Origin of the sequence: Paraburkholderia sp. SIMBA_027 (assembly GCF_046535315.1) — a bacterium.
GTDB classification, from domain to species: Bacteria; Pseudomonadota; Gammaproteobacteria; order Burkholderiales; family Burkholderiaceae; genus Paraburkholderia; species Paraburkholderia tropica.
The window spans coordinates 42,621-62,940 of sequence record NZ_JAWRWY010000012.1; the positions used below are offsets into that span (position 1 = coordinate 42,621).

Here is a 20,320-nt window from a genome sequence, read left to right on the forward strand (position 1 = left end):
AAACAGGAAGTTCGCGGTTCTGCCGGACGCGTCACGCGCGAACGGCTCGACATCGCGGACTCTATTCAAAGAGAAACGGAGACGACCCCATGCATGTGCAAACTCCAGGCCGCGACGGCGCGCCGGTGCGCCGCGAAGCCCACTTCCTTCATGCGCTGATTCTGCTGGGCACGGTGATTTGCGGCACGCTTGCGCCGACCGTGATTGGCCCCGTGCTGCCCGCGATGCAGCAGCATTTCGCCAACGTGCCCGGCATCGAAACGCTGGTGCCGGTGGTGGTGACCATGCCGATGTTCGTGCTCGGCGCGCTGGCGATGATGATCGGCGCGGTCAGCGACAAGATCGGCCGCAAGCGCGTGCTGGTCGGCGCGCTGGTGCTCTACGCGATCGCGGGCACCGCGCCGCTGTATCTCGACTCGATCCAGGCGATTCTCGCGAGCCGCGCGCTGGTCGGCCTGGCCGAAGCGGCGGCGATGACCGTGAGCACGTCGTTTATCGGCGACTATTTTACGGGCGCGAAGCGCGACCGCTACGCGGCGTTGCAGGTCACGGTGGCCTCGACTTCGGCGTTCGTCTTCAATCTGATGGGCGGCGTGCTGGGCGCGTATGGCTGGCGTGCGCCGTTCGTCGCGTACGCACTGCCGTTGCTGCTCGCGCCGCTCGTGCAGATTTTTATCTGGGACACGCAGGGCGGCCGCGATCTGCGCGAAGCCCACGCGCATGCCGCCGACGAGACCACGTTCCGTCCGTGGCTGCTCGCGCTGATCTGTCTCGCGGCCTTTGGCGTGGGCATGGTGTTCATGGTCGTGCCGGTGCATCTGTCGTTCATGCTCGTGCAACTCGGCGTGCATTCGACGGGCGCCATCGGTTTTGCGTATGCGATGAACAGCGTCGGCATCATCGCGGGCACGCTCGGTTTCGGCTGGTTTATCGCGAGTCGTTTTTCGGTGCTGCAGCAGTTCGTGCTCGGCACGATCGTCTGCGGACTCGGCTTCGTCTGCATGGGCACGGCGCACGACCAAACCGTGCTCACGCTGGGCGGCGCGATCAACGGCGTGGGTTGCGGCATCGTGCTGCCCGCGCTGGTGAGCTGGGGTCTGCGCTCGCTACCATTCTCGCGGCGCGGCTTCGGGACCGGCGCGTTCACGGCGGCGCAGTTCATCGGCTATTTTTGCAGCCCGATCGTCGTGATGGCGATGGTCATGCACTCGGGTTCGCGCTTCGCCGTCGTGCAGTCGTGGGGGCTCGCGCTGTTCGTGCTCGCTGCGGTGTGCGTGGGCGGCTCGCTGCTGCGCGTGCGTCGTCTGAAGCTCGGTTGAGCGATCCGGAGACGCGCATGACTACCGCTTTCAAACCGGCGCTGCCGATTCAGCGCGGCGAGCGCCTGCGTGGCAAGACCGCGCTGGTGACGGGGATCGGCAACGGCATCGGCAAGGGTTGCGCGATGCTGTTCGCGGCGCAAGGCGCGCGCGTGGTGGGCTGCGATATCGACGCCGACGCCGCGCAACGCACCGTGAACGAAGCGCGCGAACGCGGCTGGACGATCGACAGCCTGCATCCCTGCGATCTGACCGCGCCGCGCGAGGCGGGGCGGCTCGTGGAGTTCGCCGTCGAGCGTCATGGCGGCGTCGATGTGCTCGTCAATGCGGCGGCGTTCGGCGCGTTCGCGTGGATCGGCGAAATGGACTACGAAACGCAGTGGCGCAAGACGCTCACGGGCGAACTCGATATCGTGTTTCTGCTGTGCCAGGCCGCGTGGCCCGCGCTGATCGCGCGCGGTGGCGGATCGGTCATCAACTTCGCTTCGGCGAACGCTTCGCATGCGCTCGAAGGTTCTCCCGCGCTCGCGCACTGCGCGGGTAAAGGCGGCGTGCTGGCCATGACGCGTCAGCTCGCGATGGAAGGCGCGCCGCACGGCATCCGCGCCAATACGGTTTCACCCGCGCTCGTCGAAACCGAAGCCACGCGCCGTCACATGCAGGCGCAGCCCGAACTGATGGCGCGCGTGCTCGGCAAGCTGATGGCGCGCCGCGTGGGGCAGCCCGAGGACATCGCATGGTGCGCGTTGTTCCTCGCGTCGGACGAATCCGCCTGGGTGACCGGCGCGGAATTTCCGGTCGACGGCGGCGCGACCGCCTGGTAGTGGTCCGGCGGCGATCAGCCTTTTCTAGAAGTCCTCATTGAATCCGGAACGCGCCCGTCACGAGGCGCGACGGAACGCGTTTTGCCACAAAAATCTGGAGACGATAATAATGACGATTCATCGGTTTGGAATCCTGACTAAACGAGAAATCAACGCATGGCGTCTTTCGTCGATGTCGCTCGCGATAGCGGCGATGCTGGCGAGCGGCGCGGTCTTCGCGCAGACGGCACCGACCACGTCAACCGGCCCAGTCAGTGCCGACGACGCAGCCCCTTCGGCCAATGCATCGAAGTCAGCGAAACAAGCGACGCCAGCGAAGCCCGCACTGACGCTCGCTGCCAGCGACGGCACGGTCAAACAGGCGTCCACGGATCGGCCGTCGGTGCAGCAGGGCATTCCGTCGACCAATCAACTCGGCGTTTCGCACATCGGCGACGCGGCGCCCGCGCCGGCGTCGAGCCCGCGTCAGGGACCGCTCGCCGGCATCGGGCAGAAGCTCAACGACTGGGGCTTCACGCCCACGCTCAATCTCGTGCAGATGTATCTCACGAACCCGAGCGTCGGCCAGCAAACGGGCAATCACGAAGCGCTGACTTTCATCTCGGTGGGCGGCGATTTTGACATGGAGAAGATCGCGGGCTTTCCAGGCGCGACGATCCACTTTCAGCAGCTCTTCGTGCCGTTCACGAACAATCTCGCGTGGGGCACCCAGGTGGGCGACGTGCTCGCGGGGCAGCCCGGCCCGTACGTGCCGCAGGTTTCGCATCTGGGCATCTTCACGTGGGAGCAGAAGGCGTTTCACGACAAGCTCGATGTGGAGTTCGGCAAGACCAATGCGGGCGCGTATTTCGGCGCGCCGGTGTGCAATCAGGGCTTCGGTTGCCAGAGCGCGATCCTGCAGAACAGCGCGGGGATGAATCCGCCCGTCTACGTGAACTGGGGCGGCCGCGCGCGCTACAACATCACGCCCGCGTGGTCGGTGCAGGCGGGGCTGTTCCGCTCGAATCCCGCGTATCCGTTCACGAATGGCTGGGAATGGACCAACAGCGTGCCCGACAGCAACGTGTGGCTCGCGAGCACTGCCTATCGCACGACTTATCAGAGCGATCCCTATCCCAAGAGCTATGAGCTGATGCTCTACTACAACACGCGCACGCAGACGGACCCGCTCACGGCGCAAACGCACAAGGGCACCTCGGGCATGTACTTCGGCGGGCGTCAGGTGGTGTGGCGCGCCGATGGTGGCCTCGCGGGCGCACCGGACCCGACGGCCGTCTCGCTGTTCGCGACGGCCACCGGCAGCTTCGATTCGCGGTCGAGCTACGGCATCGCGATGACCGGCAGTGCGGGCGTGATTGTGGAGGCGCCGCTGCGTAGCCGTCCGCACGACAGCTTCTCGCTTTCGCTGAACTGGGCGACGCTGACGCCGCACGAGCAGGAATATCTGAAACAGGAGAATCTCGCTGCGGGCGGCACGGGCTATACGGTCGGACGCACGCAGTACGGCCTCAAGCTCGACGCCAATATCGCCGTCACGCGCAGCATCATTCTGAGCCCCTATGTCATGCGGACGTGGAACACGAGCACGTGGGGCAATCCGGCCTACGCGGCGACGCCGAAGAACGGTTTCGTGGCGGGCATCGTCGCGGCCGTTTTCTTCGACAAGATGCTCGGCCTGACCGATCACTGATCACTCATCGCGGAGCGGTCTGAGTATCTGGGTATCGACGTATCGATGTATCGATGTATCGGCGGACAGCGGTGCGTGGTGGCGCGCCGGTTGTCCGCCTTGATTCTGCAATCTGCAGTCTGAATGGAATCGCAGAAGCGCCGCGCGTCTTGATCGGCTGTTCAGTCCGTATCCGGTCGCACGCCGTAGCTTTTCATGGCCGACTCGACTTGTCGCGCTTCGGACGTCTCGGGATAAAGCCGATAACTCGGCGCAATAATCGGCTCGACGCAATCAATCTCGATGGCGAAAAGCGAGCGGAAAGGAAAACGCGGTCCGGCGAGTTGCGTCAATGGCAACGCGAGCGTGGCGAATGCCTCATCGCTCTCGTGCAGCAGTCGGGCTTGCCCTTTTAGCTTGAATCCCTTTTGAACAAACGGATCGACGAAGCTCACGCAGACGTTCGGGTTGTGCGCGATGTTTTCCGCGCTGCCCGGCGATGCGAGATTGGCCATCAACACAACATTCGGCCCGTGCGCGCAGAATATTTCCTTGGGCGAGACATTCGGCGCGCCGTTGGCATCGGCGGTCGCCAGCCAGCAGAGCACGCTTTTTTTCATGGAAGCCAGAACCGCGTCGTTCAACATCGTCGACTCCTGTGGGGTGGAAATCGCATTGTCGGCGATACGGGTGGCGACGTCGACGGTTCGGCTGCGTTAGCGCCCGGACGGCCGTTCAGGCTGCCACTCGGCATAACGCGGGATAGCTTCGCCGTCGACCAGCCACGGCGCGTCGTGCGAGGTCCAGATATGCATGGCCGGTTTGTGGCCGGGGTCCTCGTCGAGCGTGGGCACGCGCAGGATCACATGCGGTTGCAGCGGCCGCTCGGCAATGAGATGCGTGCCGCAAGCCGAACAGAAATGGCGAAACTTGCCCGCCGACGATTCGAAACTGCGCAGCAGTGCTTCACCGGCGGTCCAGCGAAAATGATCGCGCGCGACGCGCGCCGTCGTGGCGAACGCGGCAGCGTGCGCCTTGCGGCAAGTCCGGCAATGACAATGTCCGATGGGCGAGTCGAGTGAATCGATTTCGTATTTCACCGATCCGCACAGACAGCTACCTGAAAATGGCATGAAGGCTCCACGTTGGGCGATTGAGTCATCAATCTTTGAATTGTACGTGGAGCGTAGCCGTCCTCGCTCAGTTGAACGCCGGCTGCTTGCTGACACTCGGCCGTTCGCGCATCCTCGCATACCACGCTCGCAGCGCTTCGCACTCGTCGGGTACCGGCAACTTGACGATCGACGCGAAAACCAGACCGCCGATCACTGTGATATCGGCCATCGAAAACGTATCGCCCGCGATAAACGGCTGCGTGGTCAGCACGTCATTGAAATAACGCATGCCTCTCAGTGCTTTGTCGCGCTGACGAAATCCCCATTCGGCGTTTTGATAGTGCTCGACGTCGGGCCCGAGTCCGGGCGTGGCGTGATGAAAATACACGCTGATGGCGTCGAGCAATTCCAGTTCGGCGCGCTTGCTCATCATGTGAATCAGGCCTTTCTCGCGCGCGGTCCTGCCGGTCAGGATGGGCGCTTCGCCTAGCGCATCGAGATATTCGGTGATGGCCGTGCATTCGGCGATGCAGGTGCCGTCTTCGAGTTCGAGAACCGGCAGCGTGCCCGAATAGTTCTTCGCGCGGATGAATTCGGGCCGCTTGTGTTCGCCCGTGTAGAGATCGACCATCACAAATCTTACCTGCGAATCGAGTCCTGTCTCGGCCAGCGCGATACGAACGCGCGTGGGATACGGACCTTTGGGGAAATCGTAGATCGTCATGGTGCTCGCCGTCATGCTTGCCTCTCGCTGAGTGGGGATAAGGACGCCATCGCTCGTTCTGAAACGATCGCTCTAAAATCTACCTAACGTTTGTTAGGTTTACGATAGAGAGTACAATGCGGCTTGTCAACGGGCATTTCGGATTGCGGAGGCAGGGTGGTGAAGATCGATTCAGGCGCGAATTCGCGGGAGCGCATCCTGGCGGCGGCGACGCAGATTGCACAGGCGCACGGCTACGGCGGGCTGAATTTTCGCGATCTCGCCGAGGCGGTCGGCATTCGGGCCGCGAGCATCTACCATCATTTCGAAAACAAGGCCGACCTCGGCGCGGCGGTCGCGCGGCGCTATTGGGAGGATTGCGCGGCGTCGCTGGAGGCGTCGCTGGCCAGCGCTGCCGAGCCGATCGATTGCCTGCGCCGTTATCCGGAAACCTTCCGCAAGGCGCTGAAGAACGACAATCGCATCTGCCTGTGCAGTTTCATGGCCGCCGAATCCGACGATCTGCCGGCGGTGGTGATGCAGGAGGTCAAGACCTTCGCGGACGTGAACGTGGCATGGCTCGGCAAGGTGCTCACCGCTGCACGCGTGGTCAGTCCCGCCGAGAGCGAGGCGCGCGCCCGCGCCATTTTTGCGGCCATCGCCGGGGCGCAATTGATTGCCCGCAGTCGCGGCGATATTGCCGTGTACGACGACCTGATCGCGAGTTATCGCGTCGCGGGTTTATTGCCTGGGTAATTGCCCGTGTAATAGCGCTTTTATTTTTTCTTCGCGTCGATCTCTTCGGCCAGCACGGCGCGCGACGTATCGCCCATCAGATAGCGCGCGCCGCTGCCGCGACGACGCGCGACGTCGTCCGGATTGTAGAGCGAGCACGATTTCAGCGAGAGGCAACCGCAGCCCACGCAGGACGCCAGCTGATCGCGCAAGGCGATGAGCCCGTCGATGCGTTCCTGAATGAGGGGCTGCCACGCACGCGAGAGACGCGTCCAGTCCGCTTTCGTGGGCGTGCGCTGATTGGGCAGCGCGTCGAGCGCCGACCGGATGTCCGCGAGATTCAGGCCAACGGCCTGCGCCGCGCGGATAAAACCCACCCGACGCAGCATGTCCCGTCGATACAGTCGGTGCCCGCCGCCCGTGCGCGTGCTGCTGATCAGCCCTTGATCTTCATAGAAGCGGATCGCGCTGGCCGCTACGCCGGCGCGCTTCGCCAGTTCGCCAATCGTAAGCGTTGTTTCGGTCATGCGTTTTCCGCGCGGAGTTTCTTGACTTCAAGTGTACTTGAACTTTGACAATGCCATTTCCCTTCACGGTTCGAGAGACGTCCCCATGCGCAGCGATTCTGTCCGCAGCACCTTGAACGCATTGCTCGACGCCAATGCCCGCTTCGATCTCGGCGCGAAAGGCACGACCAATCATTGTCCGATGGCGCTCGTTGCGCTCGCGGAAATGGGCGCGTCGTCGGCGCGGCTCAGCGCGTTTTTCGACAGGTGGGCATCCACGTATGCATTGAGCGCGCCGCCGGTGGTGACGCGTATCGATCGGCGGGAATGGAAAACGCATCTGGGAACGCGCGCGGCATTCGGCGCATTGCGCCTGTGTTTTCTCGACTGGACCGCCGATACGGGTCCTGCGTCTGTTATCGCGAGTGTATTAAGCGAAGTGCGTTTCGCGCCTGCAACGCAGGCTTTTCATTCGATCATCCGGCTCGCGTATGGGATCGAAGCCGGGCATGCCGGCGAAATCGCATCGGGACTGGCGTCGTTGATTGCGTCGCATCTGCCGATCGATATTCGCGCCGACTCGAAACGTCGCGAGGCGGCAAGTATCGGCGAAGGATTCGATCACGTCGGCGAGGCCTTTCGCGGCGTGTCGTTTGCGCAGAACATGATTACCTCGCGCGTGCAGGCGGTTGCCGACGATCCGCGGTTTGCGTCGGCTGTTCTCGCGTTGCCGCTGCGCGCAGGCGTGCTCGATGAGATCGCGCGCGCGACTATCGACGCCTATTGGCGCAGGCCGGATTTCACGCTGCTGCACACGGTCACGGTAACGCGTGCGGCGCGCATCGTCTTTGCGTTGCTGGACGCACGCCTCGTCGAGAAATTAATGCCGGACTTCTGGCTCGCGCTCTGCGCCGCTTACGCAACAGTTGGCGAACGCGTGCAAACGGACACGCGCGTCGTGGATCCTCATATCGAATGGCGCGACGTCTGCAAAAAAGCAATCGCATCCGACGACGATCACGTGATCAAAATGACCTACACGTGTTGGTGCGAAGACCGGCGCGATCCCTCGCCGCTTTATCTTGCCTCGGCGGCGAGGCTGGTGTCGTAGCGCAGCGCGATGCGCCGCCTTCCTCACGTAATCAGTCGATGATCGATCAACAGCACGGCGAACAGAAGCGTCAGATAAATAATCGAATAGCGAAACATCGATTTCGCGAGCGCATCCGAATAGTGTCGATAAAGACGCACGGCATACATGAGAAACGCCGCGCTCAAAATGATCGCGCAAATCAGATAGAGACTGCCGCTCATGCCGGTCAGCCAGGGCATGACCGCGACGGCGCACAGCAGGATCGAATAAAGCAGGATTTGCAACTGCGTGAAGCGGATGCCGTGCGTGACCGGCAGCATCGGCAGACCGGATTTCCGATAATCTTCGCGGCGATACAGCGCGAGCGCCCAGAAGTGGGGCGGCGTCCAGACGAACACGATCAGCACGAGCAGCCAGGCGTCGGCGGGCAGCGTATTGGTGACGGCCGCCCAGCCGAGCGCGGGCGGCATCGCGCCCGACAAGCCGCCGATCACAATGTTTTGCGGCGTCGCGGGCTTGAGGATCGCGGTGTAGATCAGCGCATAGCCGATGAACGTCGCGATCGTGAGCCACATCGTGAACACATTGGTGCAGGTCGCCAGCAGGAACGCGCCCGCTGCGCCGAGCGTGAGCGAGAACACCGCGATTTCGGCGGGCGCGATCGCGCCTTGCGCGGAGGCGCGATGACGCGTGCGATTCATGCGCGCGTCGATCTTCAGTTCGAGCAGGCAGTTGAACGCGAACGCCGCGCCCGCGAGCAGCCAGATGCCCAGCGTGCCGCCCACGAGCACGCGCCACGGCACCGATCCCGGCGTCGACAGAAACATGCCGATGACGGCGGAGAAAACGGCGAGGTTGGCGATGCGGGGCTTCGTGAGTGCGAGGAACTGCGAAAAGCGGGTCGGAGGGCGTTGGGCGATTGATTCAGATTGCATAGGTGTGGTGTCGACTTCGGCGCGGGTTCGCTTCGAGTTGCGGGTTCGGGACGCGCGGGCGGTCAGGGTCAGGAGGGTTCGGCGACGGCATCGCGATCAATCCTGAAATAGTAAGGAAGGCCGTCTCAAAAGTCTGCCGATGTGCTTTACGCTTGATATTCATCATGCTCAGGCATTGTTGTGGCCGAAAAAGATGAGCAGTTTTGTCGCAGTCGAAGAAAGCCGCGCGAAACGCTCAAGTCCCGTCACGCTCCTGCCGATATGCCGTTTGGCCGCCTGCGCGTCGCAGGCCGCTCCCGTTTTATTTCCGCAGCGCACATTCGAACAACATGAAGCTAAAGACCAGACTTTCCGGGGCGATGTTGATTTTCACGGCGTTCAGCGCCCACGCGCTGGATATGCGCAGTGCGCAACCCGCCGCGCCGATATCGGCATCGGAAACGCAGGCCACGCCGACGATTGCCCAGGCCGCCGTGGCCCAGGAGCGTCTGCGCCAGATGCTCGTCAAGAACGGATTCGATCCGGACTCGCCGAAGGGCCAGTCGATGATGAAGTTCTTCGCGCGGCTCGCCACCGACGAAGCTTTCCGCGTCAAGTTCACCCAGTTCACGAAAGCGGGCGACCCGTTCGGCGGCCAGTTGTCGCCCGACGACCGCGTGCGCGTGCTGCGCCTGTTGAGTCACCTGGCGCAGGGTCCGAAGAACGACTGCGCCGTGTTGCAGGCCGACGGGAAGAACTTCATCGTGCTGGCGAACGCGCTCTCCCCGCAGGGTCTCCAGGATCTGCTCGACGCCTTCGAAATCATTGTCGCCGACGACGAGGGCACATCGAGCGACGAACACTACACGCTCGCGGAACTGCTCGACGCCGAAGCCGAAGTCGAATCGGTCCTCGACGCCAAATTGACAGTGCAGCCCGATGTGAAGGAACAGGCCGCCATTTGCCAGGTGATGGGTAGCGGCCTCGACGCAATCAACGACTTGCCTGGCGCATCGCGTGAGCGCGCGACCTACGCGATCTTCCATATGCTGGGCAGCAAGACGTCGCCGCGCGCGAGCGTGCAGGCCGATCCCTTCGCCTATCTCGACGACATGTTCGACGAGCGGCGCATGCCCGACGCCCTGCGCGGCAAACTGCCCGCGAACGGCAGCCATCCGATGCCGTACTCGCGCCTCGTGATCGACGGCGAATGGCGGCATCAGTCGACGCCCAACCAGCCGTCGCCGTTCACGGACACGTACGTGAACCGCCGCAACAACGGCGTCGTGGCCGAAGTGGTGACGCCGGTCGTCACGAGCGGTTCGCCGGGCTGGTCGCACTTCTACCTGAGCTACGGCGTTCAGGATCTGCTGACGCAAAACGTCGGCACGCGCGTACTCACGCGCCTCGGCACGCTCAAGGACGGCGCGGCCATCGATGCCGCGAGCCGGCCGATGCTCGAAGGGCGCACGCTGGAGATGCCCGTGCCGCTGCCGTCGGAGGACGGCGAGACCGCGCGCTCCTGCCAGGTCGGCAAGACGGTGCCCGCCTCGACGATCTTCAGGACGTTCGAAGGCGATGCCGTCGATCTGCACTGCCAATACGTGACGAAGAAGGGGAAGACGACGCGCTACGATGCCGCGCTGCTGATGAGCTACGGCATTCAGTTGTGGAAGTCGTACGACAGCGAAGACGGCCACACCGACGTGGTCATCCGGAACGTGACGATCCAGCAACCATGAAGGCGCGAGGATTGAGACGTAAAGCGGCGCGCCGCGAAGCGGGTGCGCTGGGGCTGACTGCGCTTTGCGCCGCGGTCGCCGCATTGGCCACGTTCGCCGGTCAGCCCGGCACGGCGGCGGCGTTGCCCGCGCCGCCGCGCGTGGCGTCGGCGGCGTGGCTGGCGGGCAGCGGTTTTCCGGCGCTCGATGCCGTGCGGGTGGTCGACGATCCCACCACGCCTTGCGTGCTGATGCTCGACTATCGCGCCTGGGCGGCGTCGCTGTTCGACAAGCCAAAGGACGAGCGCGCGCGCTGCATGCTCGAGGCGGCGAACGGCAATCTGTCCGCGCGGGCGATCTACGGCCAGATGGTGGCCTACGGTTACGGCGGACCGCGCGAGACCGATCGCGGTCTCGCGATGCTCGAATCGGCGGCGCTCGACGGCTCGGTGCTCGCGCGCCGCATGCTCGGCAATCTTTATCGCGACGGCAGCGTGGTGCCCGCGGACCTGCCGGGCGCGCGCCGCTGGTTCGAATCCGCCGCTGCGCAGGGCGATGCGATTTCAGCCGACGTGCTCGGCGCGATGAGCGCGAACGGCGAAGGCCAGCCCGTCGACAACGGAAAAGCGTATCGCTACTTCGTGCAGGCCGCGGAAGCAGGCTCGGCGAACGGCGCGGCCAACGCGGCGCAATTCGCCGCCATCGGGCGCGGCGTGCCGCGCGATCCCGAACTCGCGGCTTCGTGGATGATCCGCGGCGCAACCGGCGGCGATCCGCTCGCGCAACTGCTGCTCGGCCTCGCGCTGCTGCAGGGCAACGGCGTGCCGCGTAACCCCGAAAACGGCGTGGGATGGCTGCGCGAAGCCGTGCGTCAAGGCAACGTCGGCGCCGAGGCGGTGCTGGGCGATGCGTATCTGAGCGGCGTCGGCGTGCCGCGCGATGCGCGCCGCGGCTTCGAACTGATGGCGCGCGCGGCGGCCAGCGGCTCGGTCTACGCGCAGCGCCGCATGGGCAATCTTTACGCGGCCGGAACGGGCGTCACGAAGAATCTCGCGCAGGCGCGCGCGTGGTATCGCAAGGCCGCGCTCGAAGGCGATGCCGCCGCGCGCTTCGCCCTGTCGAATCTCTATCGCACGGGCGGCGGTGGTCCCGTCGATCTGGACGCGGCCAACGGCTGGATGCGCGGCGCGGCCGAGGCGGGGCTGGCGACGGCGCAGAACGACCTCGGCGTGATGTTGCGCGAAGGCTGGGGCACGCACAAAGACCCGGCCGAAGCGCGCGTCTGGTTCGAGAAAGCGCGCGCGCAAGGGCTGGGCGTGGCGTCGCTGAATCTCGCGATCTATGCCGCGCGCGGCGTGGGCGAGCCGGTCGATTTCGCGAAGGCGTACCGGCTCGCGAGCGAGGGCGCGGAGCGCGGCAACGCGGATGCGGCGGTCTCGGCGGCCGCGCTGGCATGGATCGGGCGAGGCACGCCCGTCGACAAGGCGCGCGCGATGGTCTGGTATCGCGAGGCGGCGGATCAGGGCAACGTCGAGGCCGCGCGCTGGATCGGCAATCAATATCTCGCGGGCGCCGCGGTGCCGCGCGACGAGGCGCTCGGCCTGCACTATCTCGTGCTCGCGGCGGACGCGGGCGATGCGGCGGCCAGCGTCTCGCTGGGCGCTTATCTGGCGCAGCATCGGCAGACCGCGTCGGGCAAGACGGGCGTCGAATGGCTCGAAGCCGCCGCGAAGCGCCGCGTGCCCGCCGCCTACGGCGCGCTGGGCTACACGTACGCCTACGCAAACGGCGGCGCGGTCAAGCCGGACCCGGCCGCCGCGCTGAACTGGTTCTCGCAGGGCGCGCGGCTCGGCGATCCGGCTTCGCTGGCCGGGCTTTGCAGTCTGTACGCGTACGGCGGTGAAGGCGTGGACCGCCGCCCCGATTTTGCGGCGCGCTGGTGTCAGGACGCGTCGCGCGGCGGCAATGCGTTCGCGATGAAAATTCTCGCCGATGCGGACAACCGCATCGCCAGCGACACCAACCGCGCGTACTGGCAGTGGAAACTCGCGGCACAGGGCGATCCGAAATATCAGTCGATGCTCGGCGACAGCTACGATCTCGGCGATGGCGTCGCGGCCGATCTCTCGGCGGCGACGTACTGGTTCCGGCACGCGGCGGAGCAGGGCAATGCATCGGCGCAAGGCTCGCTGGCGTGGCATCTGCTGACGGGACTCGGCGGCCGTGCGGATGCCTACGAGGCGTTCGCGTGGGCGTCGAAAGCCGCGCCCGCGGATGCGGAAGCCAAGCGGATGCTGGGCGTCGACTATGCGTACGGACGCGGCGTCGATCGTGATCCGGCGGCGGCCCGCGTCTGGCTCGAAAAGTCGATGGCGGCCGGCGACGACTGGGCGGCCAGCGACCTCGCGACCTGGTACGAAATCGGGCCGCGCGCGCTGCGTGATCCGGCGCGCGCGCGGCAACTGCATCAGCGCGGCGCGCGCGGCGGCGCGGAGCAATCGCAGATCGCGCTCGCCTTGCAGGCGCTCGCGGCGGGCAACGAAACGCGCCTCGGCAACGACGAGCGGCGCTGGCTGGTGCCGGCGGACGCGGCCGCGAATCTCTGGCGCGAGGACAGTCTCGCGCCGGCCGGTATGCGGCGTCAGCGCTGGGATGGCTTGTCGAGTCTGAACGAGGCGCTGCTCGGCAATCCGCTGATGCAGTACGACATCGGCATGCGCTTTCTGACCGGCAATGGCGTCCCGCGCGATCGCGCGCTCGGCGCGGCGTGGATCGCTCGCGCGCGAACGGGCTTCGAGGCGCGTGACGGCGTCCCGGCGTACGCCGCTGCCATCCGCATCGTGGAGGCGCGACTGTCCGAACGCATGGGCGATGACGAGAAGCAACGCGCTCGCGAGATCGCCGCGAATCTGAATGCGACGGTAAGCGAGCTGCCTTGAGGTGACGGCCTACGCGCCGCCGCTGCTGAAGTTCAGCAAGACGATGCCCGAAATCGCCGTCACGAGCCCGATGGCTTTGACGGCGCTCACCGATTCGCCAAACCACAGCATGCCGATGACCGCCGTGAGGGCCGCGCTGCTGCCGGCCCACGCAGCGTAAGCCATGCCCATTTCGATGCTTTTCGTCGCGACCGCCATCAGATAGATGGCCACGGCATAGCACGCGATGGTCAATATCGACGGAAAAAGGCGGCTGAAACCGGCGGATAAATTGAGTGCTACGGTGCCGAGCGCTTCAGCGGCGACACTTGCAGCAAGGATGAGCCAGGCGGCTTGAGTGGAGGGCATACCCGTACCTCGCCAACTCCACGTTTATACCGAACGTTAGAGCAAGCGGAGAGGACGGTACCCCAAGACGAAAAAATACTCGCAAAACAGCGCCCCGTTGTCAACGTCATCAACGGGATTCGATGGCGATGGGGCGCTCAGGCAAGCATGCTTTGCTTTCCGAATCTTTCCGCCGATTCCGGCGACACGATTAGCGCGCCGGATTGCGTCGATTCACATGGTTGTCGAGAATCGCATCGGCCATGGCGCGCGACTTCGCGCTATTGCGGGCGTCGAGCATGGCAATCACGATGGACGCCCCGAAAATCAGCAGGCTGAATGTCACGACGATGCCCGCGAGCCAGGGCACCGGCATATTGCGCAGATCGGCGACCGAGTAACTGCCCGCTTCGAATTGCGCGGCGGCCATGCCGCAGTAATGCATGCCGCACACCGCGACGCCCATCACGATTGCCGAGCCGATCTGCCGGACGCGGCGCATCGTATGGCGGCGGCGCAGGTCGAAAGCCAGCAGCAACGCCGCACCGCTCGCGATGATGGCGATGATCACCGACGCGATCACGAGGCCGATGTTGTAATGAATGGCCGGGCAGATATCCATCGCCCACATGCCGAGATAGTGCATGCCCGCCACGCCGAGCCCCATGGCAACGGCGGCGCCCGAGAGCAGCGGCCAGCTCAGTTCGTAACGGCACAGCGGCAGAAAACCGATTGCGGACGCGACGATGGCAATCGCCAGCGAGGCAACGGTAATGGGAATGTTGTAGCCGACGGAGATCGGCAGATGGAACGCCAGCATGGCGATGAAATGCATCGACCAGATGCCGAGCCCCATGATGCATCCGCCGAATGCAATCCACGGAAGAAGCGGGCGTTTGCCGATGACATCGAGGCGATCGGAAATATCCAATGCCGTGAATGAGGCAAAGATCGCGAGCAGGCAGGAGAGCACGACAAGCGAGGGATCGTAGTAGCCGGTCATTTTCGTTCAACTCGTGTGAACTGCATGTGGCGAGACTTGGCGTGGACGCGGTTACCACTTCCCCGTGCGTCCATTTCCTTTTAAAAATTGCGTCGAGTATACATAGAAACGTTTGCGCGCAATAGCGAGGCAGAACCCGAATAAACCCGAAAAGGACGCCTAAGAAATGTGGAATGACCCTTGAATGGCGGCTGTAAAAAAATACTCGAATAGCGGCATTCGAATAACGATGCGAATTGCATTTAAATGGCTTTAAAACACGTATGAAAAGGCAAGGGCGCGGCATTTGTTTGCACGCAAGGCAAACTGCTCTGCCTACTTTCGCCGCAGATACTCGCTAGGCGGCATGCCCAGCACCTTGCGAAACATCGCCGCGAACGCGCTCGGACTGTCGTAACCATGCTCGAGCGCGAGTTCGAGTATCGACACTCCGGCGGACAACCTCGGCAAACTGAGCAGCAGGCGCGCGTGCCGCCACCACGCGCCGGGCGTCATGCCGGTTTCGCGCTTGAACGCGCGCGCGAGCGTGCGTTCGGTCATGTGCGCGGCGTGCGCCCAGGATTCGAGCGTGACCGGTTCGGCGGGCGAGCGGATCAGTTGCGTGCACAGCGCGCTCAACGCGGGATGGCGCGGCATCGGCACATGCAGGGCGAGCGGCACGGCGATTTCGACTTCGTCGAGGATCAGCGCCAGCACGCGGCCGGCGCGATGGTTGAGGTCGTAATCGGCGGGCAGGCCGTGCGCGGTCACGATCAACTCGCGCAGCAACGCGCTCGCCTCGATCACGCGGCAATCGCGCGGCAGACTCGGCCGCACTTCATGAGCGACGAACAGCGAGTGCATGCGCACGTCGCCGGCCATTTCGATTTCGTGGCGCGTGCCGCCCGGCACCCAGACCGCGCGTCCTGGCGGCACGACCCAACTGCCGGCCTCGGCGCGCACGATCATCACGCCGTCGATGGCGAGGATCAGTTGCGCCTGCGCGTGCGTGTGCGCCGGAAACGCAAGGCCCGCGGGCGAATCGGTGGCGATCACGCCGATCTGGCGCGCTTTGTCCTGCGCGTCGAGCGCCTCGAAGAAGCCGTTCATGTGTCAATTTCCCGACGATGAATGCACATTACGCGCGCGATTGACCAAAGGGCTCGACCCTATCATGACGTCGATGTTTCCGCCCGATCGTTTTCCCTTCATCGACTTCACGATGCCGTCCACGTCTTTTCCTCCCGTTTCATCGCGCGTTGCGAGCGCGCTGTTATTGACCGCCGCAGTGTCTGCGCTGGCTGCGCTGGTTGCAAGTCTCGCCGCGTGCTCGACCGTTGAGCCGTATCGCGCGCCCGTGGCCGCCGCCGAGCGCACCGCGCCGTTCGACGCCGCCGCTTCGACGCCCAACTCGGTGAGCGCCGCGCCGCCCGATCACTGGTGGCGGCTCTACGACGATCCCGCGCTCGACGCGCTGATCCGCGACGCGCTCGCGCAGAACCGCGATCTCGCCGTGGCCGCCGCGCGCGTCGAACGCGCCCGCGCCGTGCTCGCGCAAACCGACGCCGCGCGCCTGCCCGCCACGGAGGCGACGTTCGGCGTCGATTACGGCCGCCACACCGACGACCAGATCGTGGCCGCCGCACGCAACAGCGGCAGCGCGCCGACGCGCTTCGGCTGGGCGCCGGGTTTCGCGCTGTCGTGGGAGGTCGATCTGTGGGGACGCGTGCGCGATCTCGTCGATGCCGCGCATGCCGACGCCGACGCCCAGCAAGCCGCCGCCGACGCCATGCGCGTGAGCGTCGCCGCCGAAACCGCGAGCGCCTACGCGCGGGCCTGTGCGTTTGGCGCGCGTATCGACGTGGCGCAGCGCTCGGAGCAGGTGGCCGAGCGCATCGCCGCGCTCACGGCGCGGCAGCAGGCGCTGGGCCTCGTCGCGCCGATGGACCTCGCCCGCGCGCGCGCTTTCGCCGACGACACGCGCGCGCGTCTGCCCGTGCTCGAAGGCGAGCGCCGCGCCGCGCTCTACGAACTCGCGGTGCTCACGGGTCATGCGCCGTCCGAGATTCCGCCGGCCGCCGTGCAGTGCCGCACGCCGCCCGCGCTCGCGCAGCCGTTTCCGCTCGGCGACGGCGCGGCGCTGCTGCGTCGCCGTCCCGATCTGCGCGAGGCCGAGCGCGAGCTCGCGGCGGCGCATGCGCGCGTCGGCGCGGCGCAGGCGTCGCTGTATCCGGCCATCGTGCTGGGCGGCTCGGTGAACTGGCTGTCGACGACGGGCAATCCCGCATCGATCGGCGATCGTTACGCGGTGGCGTGGGGTATCGGCCCGTTGATTAGCTGGCGCTTTCCGAATCTGGCGGCGAGCCGCGCCGAACTGGGCGCGGCGCGTGCCGACGACACCGGCGCGCGCGCCGCGTTCGATGCGAGCGTGTTGCGCGCCTTGCAGGAAACCGAGCAGGCGCTCGCGCGTTACGGCGCGGCCTGGCGCGAACGCGATGCGTTGCAGACGGCGCGCGCCGAGCACGCTCGCGCCTTCACGCTCGCCGAGCGCGAGTTCCGCGCGGGCGCGCTCGATTCGCTCGGCGTGCTCGACGCGGAGCGCAGTCTCGTGGACGTGGACGCAGCGCTCGCGCAGTCCGCGCAGCAGGTCTCGCTCGATCAGGTGGCGGTGTTCAAGGCGCTCGGCGGCGGCTGGCAACCCTGAGCGCGGCTTCATTCATATTCTCGAAACAAGATCACAAGCATGAGTACGACTGTCGATACCCAAACTGAAACCGAAGTTAAAAAGATCAGGCATCCGAAACGTGTATGGATCGTCGCGGGCGGCGTGCTCGCGCTGCTGGCGGCCAGCGCGTGGGGCTGGCACTGGTGGCGCGTCGCGCGCTTCGTCGAATCGACGGACGACGCCTATGTGCGCGCCGATGTCGTGACCGTGAGCCCGCGCGTGTCGGGCTACGTGACGCGCGTGGCCGTCGACGACGATCAGCCCGTGCGTCGCGGCGACGTGCTCGTTCAGCTCGACGACCGCGATTTCCGCGCCAAAGCGCAAGCGGCTGCGGCGGCGGTCGCGAGCGCGCAGGCGGCGCTGGGCGAGGCGCAGGCGGCGTCGCGCACGCTCGATGCGCAGATCGCGCAGCAGGCGAGCGCGATCGACGAAGCGCAGGCCGACGTGGACGCCGCGCGCGCCGAATCCGCGCGCCGCAACGCCGACGCGGCGCGCTATCAGGCCTTGCTCGCCGACGAAGCCGCGAGCGGCCAGCGCTGGGAAGCGGCCCACGCCGACGCGCTCAAGGCGAACGCGCAGTATGCGCGCGCGAAGGCGGCGGCGCAGGCGCAGCGCGCGCAGACCGAGGTGTTGCAGCGTCGGCGTGCGCAGGACGATGCGGCGATCGACGCGGCGCGCGCGCGGCTCGCGGCGGCGCAGGCGCAACGCGTGCTCGCGGACCTCGATCTCGACCATACGCGCATCGTCGCCACGCGCGACGGCATGGTCGGACAGCGCAGCGTGCGCGCGGGGCAGTACGTGGAGGCGGGCACGCCGCTGCTCGCCGTGGTGCCGATGCGCGATGTCTACGTGGTCGCGAACTTCAAGGAAACGCAGCTCGAACATATGCGCGACGGCGAGCCTGTCACGCTAGACATCGATACGTTTTCGGGCCGCACGCTGCACGGTCGCGTGCGCGGCATCGCGCCGGGACCGGGTGCGGAATTCGCGCTTCTGCCGCCCGATAACGCCACCGGCAACTTCACGAAGATCGTGCAACGCGTGCCCGTGAAGGTCGCGCTCGATCCGCTGCCGCGCGACGTCGTGCTGCGGCCCGGCATGTCGGTGGTCGCGCATGCGGATACGCGCGAGGCGGCGCGATGACCCCGCAATCGGTGCAATCGGCGCAATCCACACCCGCCGCCGAAGAAACCGTCTCGCTGCGCGCGTGGGTCGCCGTGCTCGGCGGCGTGTGCGGCTGCTTCATGGCGGGCATGAACGTGCACGTGACGAACGCCTCGCTGCCCGACATTCGCGGCGCGCTGGGCGCGAGCTTCGAGGAAGGATCGTGGATCACGACCGCGTATCTCGTCGCCGAGATCGTCGTGATTCCGCTCACGGGCTGGCTCGTGCAGGTGTTTTCCGCGCGACGCGTGCTGCTGGTCGGGGCGTCGGGGTTTCTCGCGTTCTCGCTGGCGTGCTCGCTCGCACCGACGATCGGTTCGATGATCGCCGCGCGCGCCTTGCAGGGCGCGTTCGGCGGCGTGCTGATTCCGCTCTCGTTTCAGCTCATCGCCACCGAGTTGCCGGCGTCGCGGCGCGCGCTCGGCATGGCGCTGTTCGCCGTCGCCAACAATGTCGCGCAGGCAGTGGGGCCGTCGCTCGGCGGCTGGCTCACGGACGCCTATTCGTGGCGCTGGATCTTCTATCTGCAGATTCCGCCCGCGCTCGCGCTGATCGCGGCGATCGCATGGTCGATCAAACCCGTTTCCGTCGATCTCGCGCGCTTGAAGAATGCGGATTGGTTCGGCATCCTGACAATGGTGGTTGGATTGAGCGCATTGCAGATTGTGCTCGAAGAAGGCGGACGCAAGGACTGGTTCGCCTCGCACGATATCGTGCTGCTGTCGTGCGTCGCGGCGCTCGGTCTTGTCGCGTTCGTGGCGATCGAATTAAAGCGCGCGCAGCCGTTCATCAACCTGCGTCTGCTGGGGCGCTACAACTTCGGCGTGGCGAGCCTGATGCAATTCATGTTCGGCGCGGTGGTGTTCGGCGTGGTGTTTCTGGTGCCGAATTATTTCGCGCAGACGCAGGGCTATAGCGCGCGCGATATCGGCATGACGATGATTCCGTATGGGCTCGTGCAGTTCGCCATGTCGTTCGCCACGCCGCCGCTGATGCGCGTCGTCGGGCCGCGAATGGCGATCGTCGCGGGCTTTGCGCTGGTCGCTGTGGGCTGCCTGATGAATATCCATCTCGACGCCGATTCCGCCGCGAACGTAATCGTGCCGTCGCTGATCGTGCGCGGCGTGGGGCAGTCGCTGGTGGTGATCGCGCTGTCGGTGATGGCGGTGGACGGGATCGAGAAGGCGCAGCTCGGGTCGGCCTCGGGCGTGTTCAATATGGTGCGCAACGTGGGCGGCGCGATCGGCATCGCGCTCGCGAGCCAGATCGTGGTCGAGCGGGAGAAGCTGCATGCCATGCGGATCGGTGAATCGATCACGCCTTACGCGAGCGCGTTTCAGGAACGGATGGCAGCGCTCTCGCGGCTCGTGGCGCAGAGGCATCTCGCGCACGCCGACGCGCTGCCGCGCGCGCGCTTGGACGGCGTGCACGAAACGGCGCTCGCGATCATCGAGCAGCGCGTGCTGCACGAAGCGCTGCTGATGGCGTATAGCGATGCGTTTCTGATTGCGGGCGTTGCGATGCTTGGCTGCATGGCCGCTGCGTTTTCGCTGCGCGGTGCGAGTCGATGACGCGGTTTAGCTC

General features: G+C 65.6%; 18 protein-coding genes. 10 read left to right on the forward strand and 8 right to left on the reverse strand.

The window, feature by feature from the left end:
• The first annotated feature begins 89 nt into the window (after window positions 1-89).
• The 3 genes from SB764_RS22625 to SB764_RS22635 all read left to right on the forward strand — a co-directional run bounded on the left by SB764_RS22625 (window position 90) and on the right by SB764_RS22635 (window position 3,833).
• Window positions 90-1,319 carry an MFS transporter gene (locus SB764_RS22625; RefSeq protein WP_410864958.1) on the forward strand — a complete coding sequence of 410 codons (1,230 nt, stop codon included), beginning with the start codon at window positions 90-92 and terminating at the stop codon, window positions 1,317-1,319.
• Window positions 1,320-1,336: 17 nt separating this feature from the next.
• The gene (locus tag SB764_RS22630) at window positions 1,337-2,143 is read left to right on the forward strand and encodes an SDR family NAD(P)-dependent oxidoreductase (protein WP_321866234.1); all 807 of its coding nucleotides are present in this window, start codon (window positions 1,337-1,339) and stop codon (window positions 2,141-2,143) included.
• A 172-nt stretch (window positions 2,144-2,315) separates the two neighbouring features.
• Complete coding sequence (locus SB764_RS22635; protein ID WP_074983451.1) at window positions 2,316-3,833, forward strand: carbohydrate porin; 1,518 nt, start codon at window positions 2,316-2,318, stop codon at window positions 3,831-3,833.
• A 161-nt stretch (window positions 3,834-3,994) separates the two neighbouring features.
• Here SB764_RS22635 and SB764_RS22640 read toward each other — a convergent pair whose 3' ends face one another.
• From SB764_RS22640 to SB764_RS22650, 3 genes are all read right to left on the reverse strand, one after another.
• The gene (locus tag SB764_RS22640; RefSeq protein ID WP_074983452.1) at window positions 3,995-4,459 is read right to left on the reverse strand and encodes a pyridoxamine 5'-phosphate oxidase family protein; all 465 of its coding nucleotides are present in this window, start codon (window positions 4,457-4,459) and stop codon (window positions 3,995-3,997) included.
• Between the two features lie 69 nt (window positions 4,460-4,528).
• Entirely contained in the window at window positions 4,529-4,945 is a 417-nt protein-coding gene (locus tag SB764_RS22645) for a GFA family protein (RefSeq protein ID WP_176079968.1), read from the reverse strand.
• Window positions 4,946-5,012: 67 nt separating this feature from the next.
• Window positions 5,013-5,666 (reverse strand): glutathione S-transferase, encoded by a 654-nt coding sequence (locus SB764_RS22650; protein WP_231957645.1) that lies wholly within the window; start codon window positions 5,664-5,666, stop codon window positions 5,013-5,015.
• Between the two features lie 144 nt (window positions 5,667-5,810).
• Between SB764_RS22650 and SB764_RS22655 the strand changes: the two genes are divergently transcribed.
• Complete coding sequence (locus SB764_RS22655; RefSeq protein WP_065061608.1) at window positions 5,811-6,386, forward strand: TetR/AcrR family transcriptional regulator; 576 nt, start codon at window positions 5,811-5,813, stop codon at window positions 6,384-6,386.
• Window positions 6,387-6,406: 20 nt separating this feature from the next.
• Here the strand turns inward: SB764_RS22655 and soxR are convergent, their stop codons facing one another.
• Entirely contained in the window at window positions 6,407-6,892 is a 486-nt protein-coding gene (soxR, locus tag SB764_RS22660) for a redox-sensitive transcriptional activator SoxR (RefSeq protein ID WP_110327484.1), read from the reverse strand.
• A gap of 112 nt (window positions 6,893-7,004) precedes the next feature.
• On the opposite strand from soxR, the gene SB764_RS22665 reads away from it, so the two are divergent.
• A complete protein-coding gene (locus tag SB764_RS22665; RefSeq protein WP_410864962.1) occupies window positions 7,005-7,982 on the forward strand; it encodes a questin oxidase family protein in 978 nt (325 codons plus the stop codon).
• Between the two features lie 23 nt (window positions 7,983-8,005).
• Here SB764_RS22665 and cyoE read toward each other — a convergent pair whose 3' ends face one another.
• Complete coding sequence (cyoE, locus tag SB764_RS22670; RefSeq protein WP_074983458.1) at window positions 8,006-8,899, reverse strand: heme o synthase; 894 nt, start codon at window positions 8,897-8,899, stop codon at window positions 8,006-8,008.
• A gap of 329 nt (window positions 8,900-9,228) precedes the next feature.
• Here cyoE and SB764_RS22675 point away from each other — a divergent pair, with 329 nt between their 5' ends.
• Together SB764_RS22675 and SB764_RS22680 are read left to right on the forward strand one after the other, a co-directional pair.
• On the forward strand, window positions 9,229-10,620 hold the full coding sequence (locus SB764_RS22675; RefSeq protein ID WP_410864964.1) for a hypothetical protein: 1,392 nt from the start codon (window positions 9,229-9,231) through the stop codon (window positions 10,618-10,620).
• Window positions 10,621-10,631: 11 nt separating this feature from the next.
• Complete coding sequence (locus SB764_RS22680) at window positions 10,632-13,538, forward strand: tetratricopeptide repeat protein (RefSeq protein ID WP_410864966.1); 2,907 nt, start codon at window positions 10,632-10,634, stop codon at window positions 13,536-13,538.
• 9 nt (window positions 13,539-13,547) lie between these two features.
• Here SB764_RS22680 and SB764_RS22685 read toward each other — a convergent pair whose 3' ends face one another.
• The 3 genes from SB764_RS22685 to SB764_RS22695 form a co-directional block, all read right to left on the reverse strand.
• On the reverse strand, window positions 13,548-13,886 hold the full coding sequence (locus SB764_RS22685) for a DMT family transporter (protein ID WP_110327481.1): 339 nt from the start codon (window positions 13,884-13,886) through the stop codon (window positions 13,548-13,550).
• Between the two features lie 190 nt (window positions 13,887-14,076).
• Window positions 14,077-14,868 (reverse strand): MHYT domain-containing protein, encoded by a 792-nt coding sequence (locus SB764_RS22690; RefSeq protein ID WP_110327480.1) that lies wholly within the window; start codon window positions 14,866-14,868, stop codon window positions 14,077-14,079.
• 315 nt (window positions 14,869-15,183) lie between these two features.
• Window positions 15,184-15,957: an AraC family transcriptional regulator gene (locus tag SB764_RS22695; RefSeq protein WP_074983464.1), complete on the reverse strand. Its 774-nt coding sequence runs from the start codon at window positions 15,955-15,957 to the stop codon at window positions 15,184-15,186.
• 178 nt (window positions 15,958-16,135) lie between these two features.
• Between SB764_RS22695 and SB764_RS22700 the strand changes: the two genes are divergently transcribed.
• From SB764_RS22700 to SB764_RS22710, 3 genes are read left to right on the forward strand one after another with little or no spacing between them, the layout of a single operon-like run.
• Window positions 16,136-17,551, forward strand: coding sequence for an efflux transporter outer membrane subunit (locus SB764_RS22700; protein WP_410864968.1), 1,416 nt, complete (start codon window positions 16,136-16,138; stop codon window positions 17,549-17,551).
• A gap of 39 nt (window positions 17,552-17,590) precedes the next feature.
• Window positions 17,591-18,715, forward strand: a complete 1,125-nt coding sequence (locus SB764_RS22705) for an HlyD family secretion protein (RefSeq protein ID WP_410864970.1) — start codon at window positions 17,591-17,593, stop codon at window positions 18,713-18,715.
• Window positions 18,712-20,307 (forward strand): DHA2 family efflux MFS transporter permease subunit, encoded by a 1,596-nt coding sequence (locus tag SB764_RS22710; RefSeq protein WP_410864972.1) that lies wholly within the window; start codon window positions 18,712-18,714, stop codon window positions 20,305-20,307. The genes SB764_RS22705 and SB764_RS22710 overlap by 4 nt, the downstream gene beginning before the upstream one ends.
• Window positions 20,308-20,320: the final 13 nt, after the last annotated feature.

Coding starts and splice junctions, on each gene's coding strand:
- SB764_RS22625 (WP_410864958.1), top strand. CDS start 90: ATGCATGTGCAAACTCCAGGCCGCGACGGCGCGCCGGTGCGCCGCGAA.
- SB764_RS22630 (WP_321866234.1), top strand. CDS start 1,337: ATGACTACCGCTTTCAAACCGGCGCTGCCGATTCAGCGCGGCGAGCGC.
- SB764_RS22635 (WP_074983451.1), top strand. CDS start 2,316: ATGTCGCTCGCGATAGCGGCGATGCTGGCGAGCGGCGCGGTCTTCGCG.
- SB764_RS22640 (WP_074983452.1), bottom strand. CDS start 4,459: ATGTTGAACGACGCGGTTCTGGCTTCCATGAAAAAAAGCGTGCTCTGC.
- SB764_RS22645 (WP_176079968.1), bottom strand. CDS start 4,945: ATGCCATTTTCAGGTAGCTGTCTGTGCGGATCGGTGAAATACGAAATC.
- SB764_RS22650 (WP_231957645.1), bottom strand. CDS start 5,666: ATGACGGCGAGCACCATGACGATCTACGATTTCCCCAAAGGTCCGTAT.
- soxR (WP_110327484.1), bottom strand. CDS start 6,892: ATGACCGAAACAACGCTTACGATTGGCGAACTGGCGAAGCGCGCCGGC.
- cyoE (WP_074983458.1), bottom strand. CDS start 8,899: ATGCAATCTGAATCAATCGCCCAACGCCCTCCGACCCGCTTTTCGCAG.
- SB764_RS22675 (WP_410864964.1), top strand. CDS start 9,229: ATGAAGCTAAAGACCAGACTTTCCGGGGCGATGTTGATTTTCACGGCG.
- SB764_RS22685 (WP_110327481.1), bottom strand. CDS start 13,886: ATGCCCTCCACTCAAGCCGCCTGGCTCATCCTTGCTGCAAGTGTCGCC.
- SB764_RS22690 (WP_110327480.1), bottom strand. CDS start 14,868: ATGACCGGCTACTACGATCCCTCGCTTGTCGTGCTCTCCTGCCTGCTC.
- SB764_RS22695 (WP_074983464.1), bottom strand. CDS start 15,957: ATGAACGGCTTCTTCGAGGCGCTCGACGCGCAGGACAAAGCGCGCCAG.
- SB764_RS22705 (WP_410864970.1), top strand. CDS start 17,591: ATGAGTACGACTGTCGATACCCAAACTGAAACCGAAGTTAAAAAGATC.
- SB764_RS22710 (WP_410864972.1), top strand. CDS start 18,712: ATGACCCCGCAATCGGTGCAATCGGCGCAATCCACACCCGCCGCCGAA.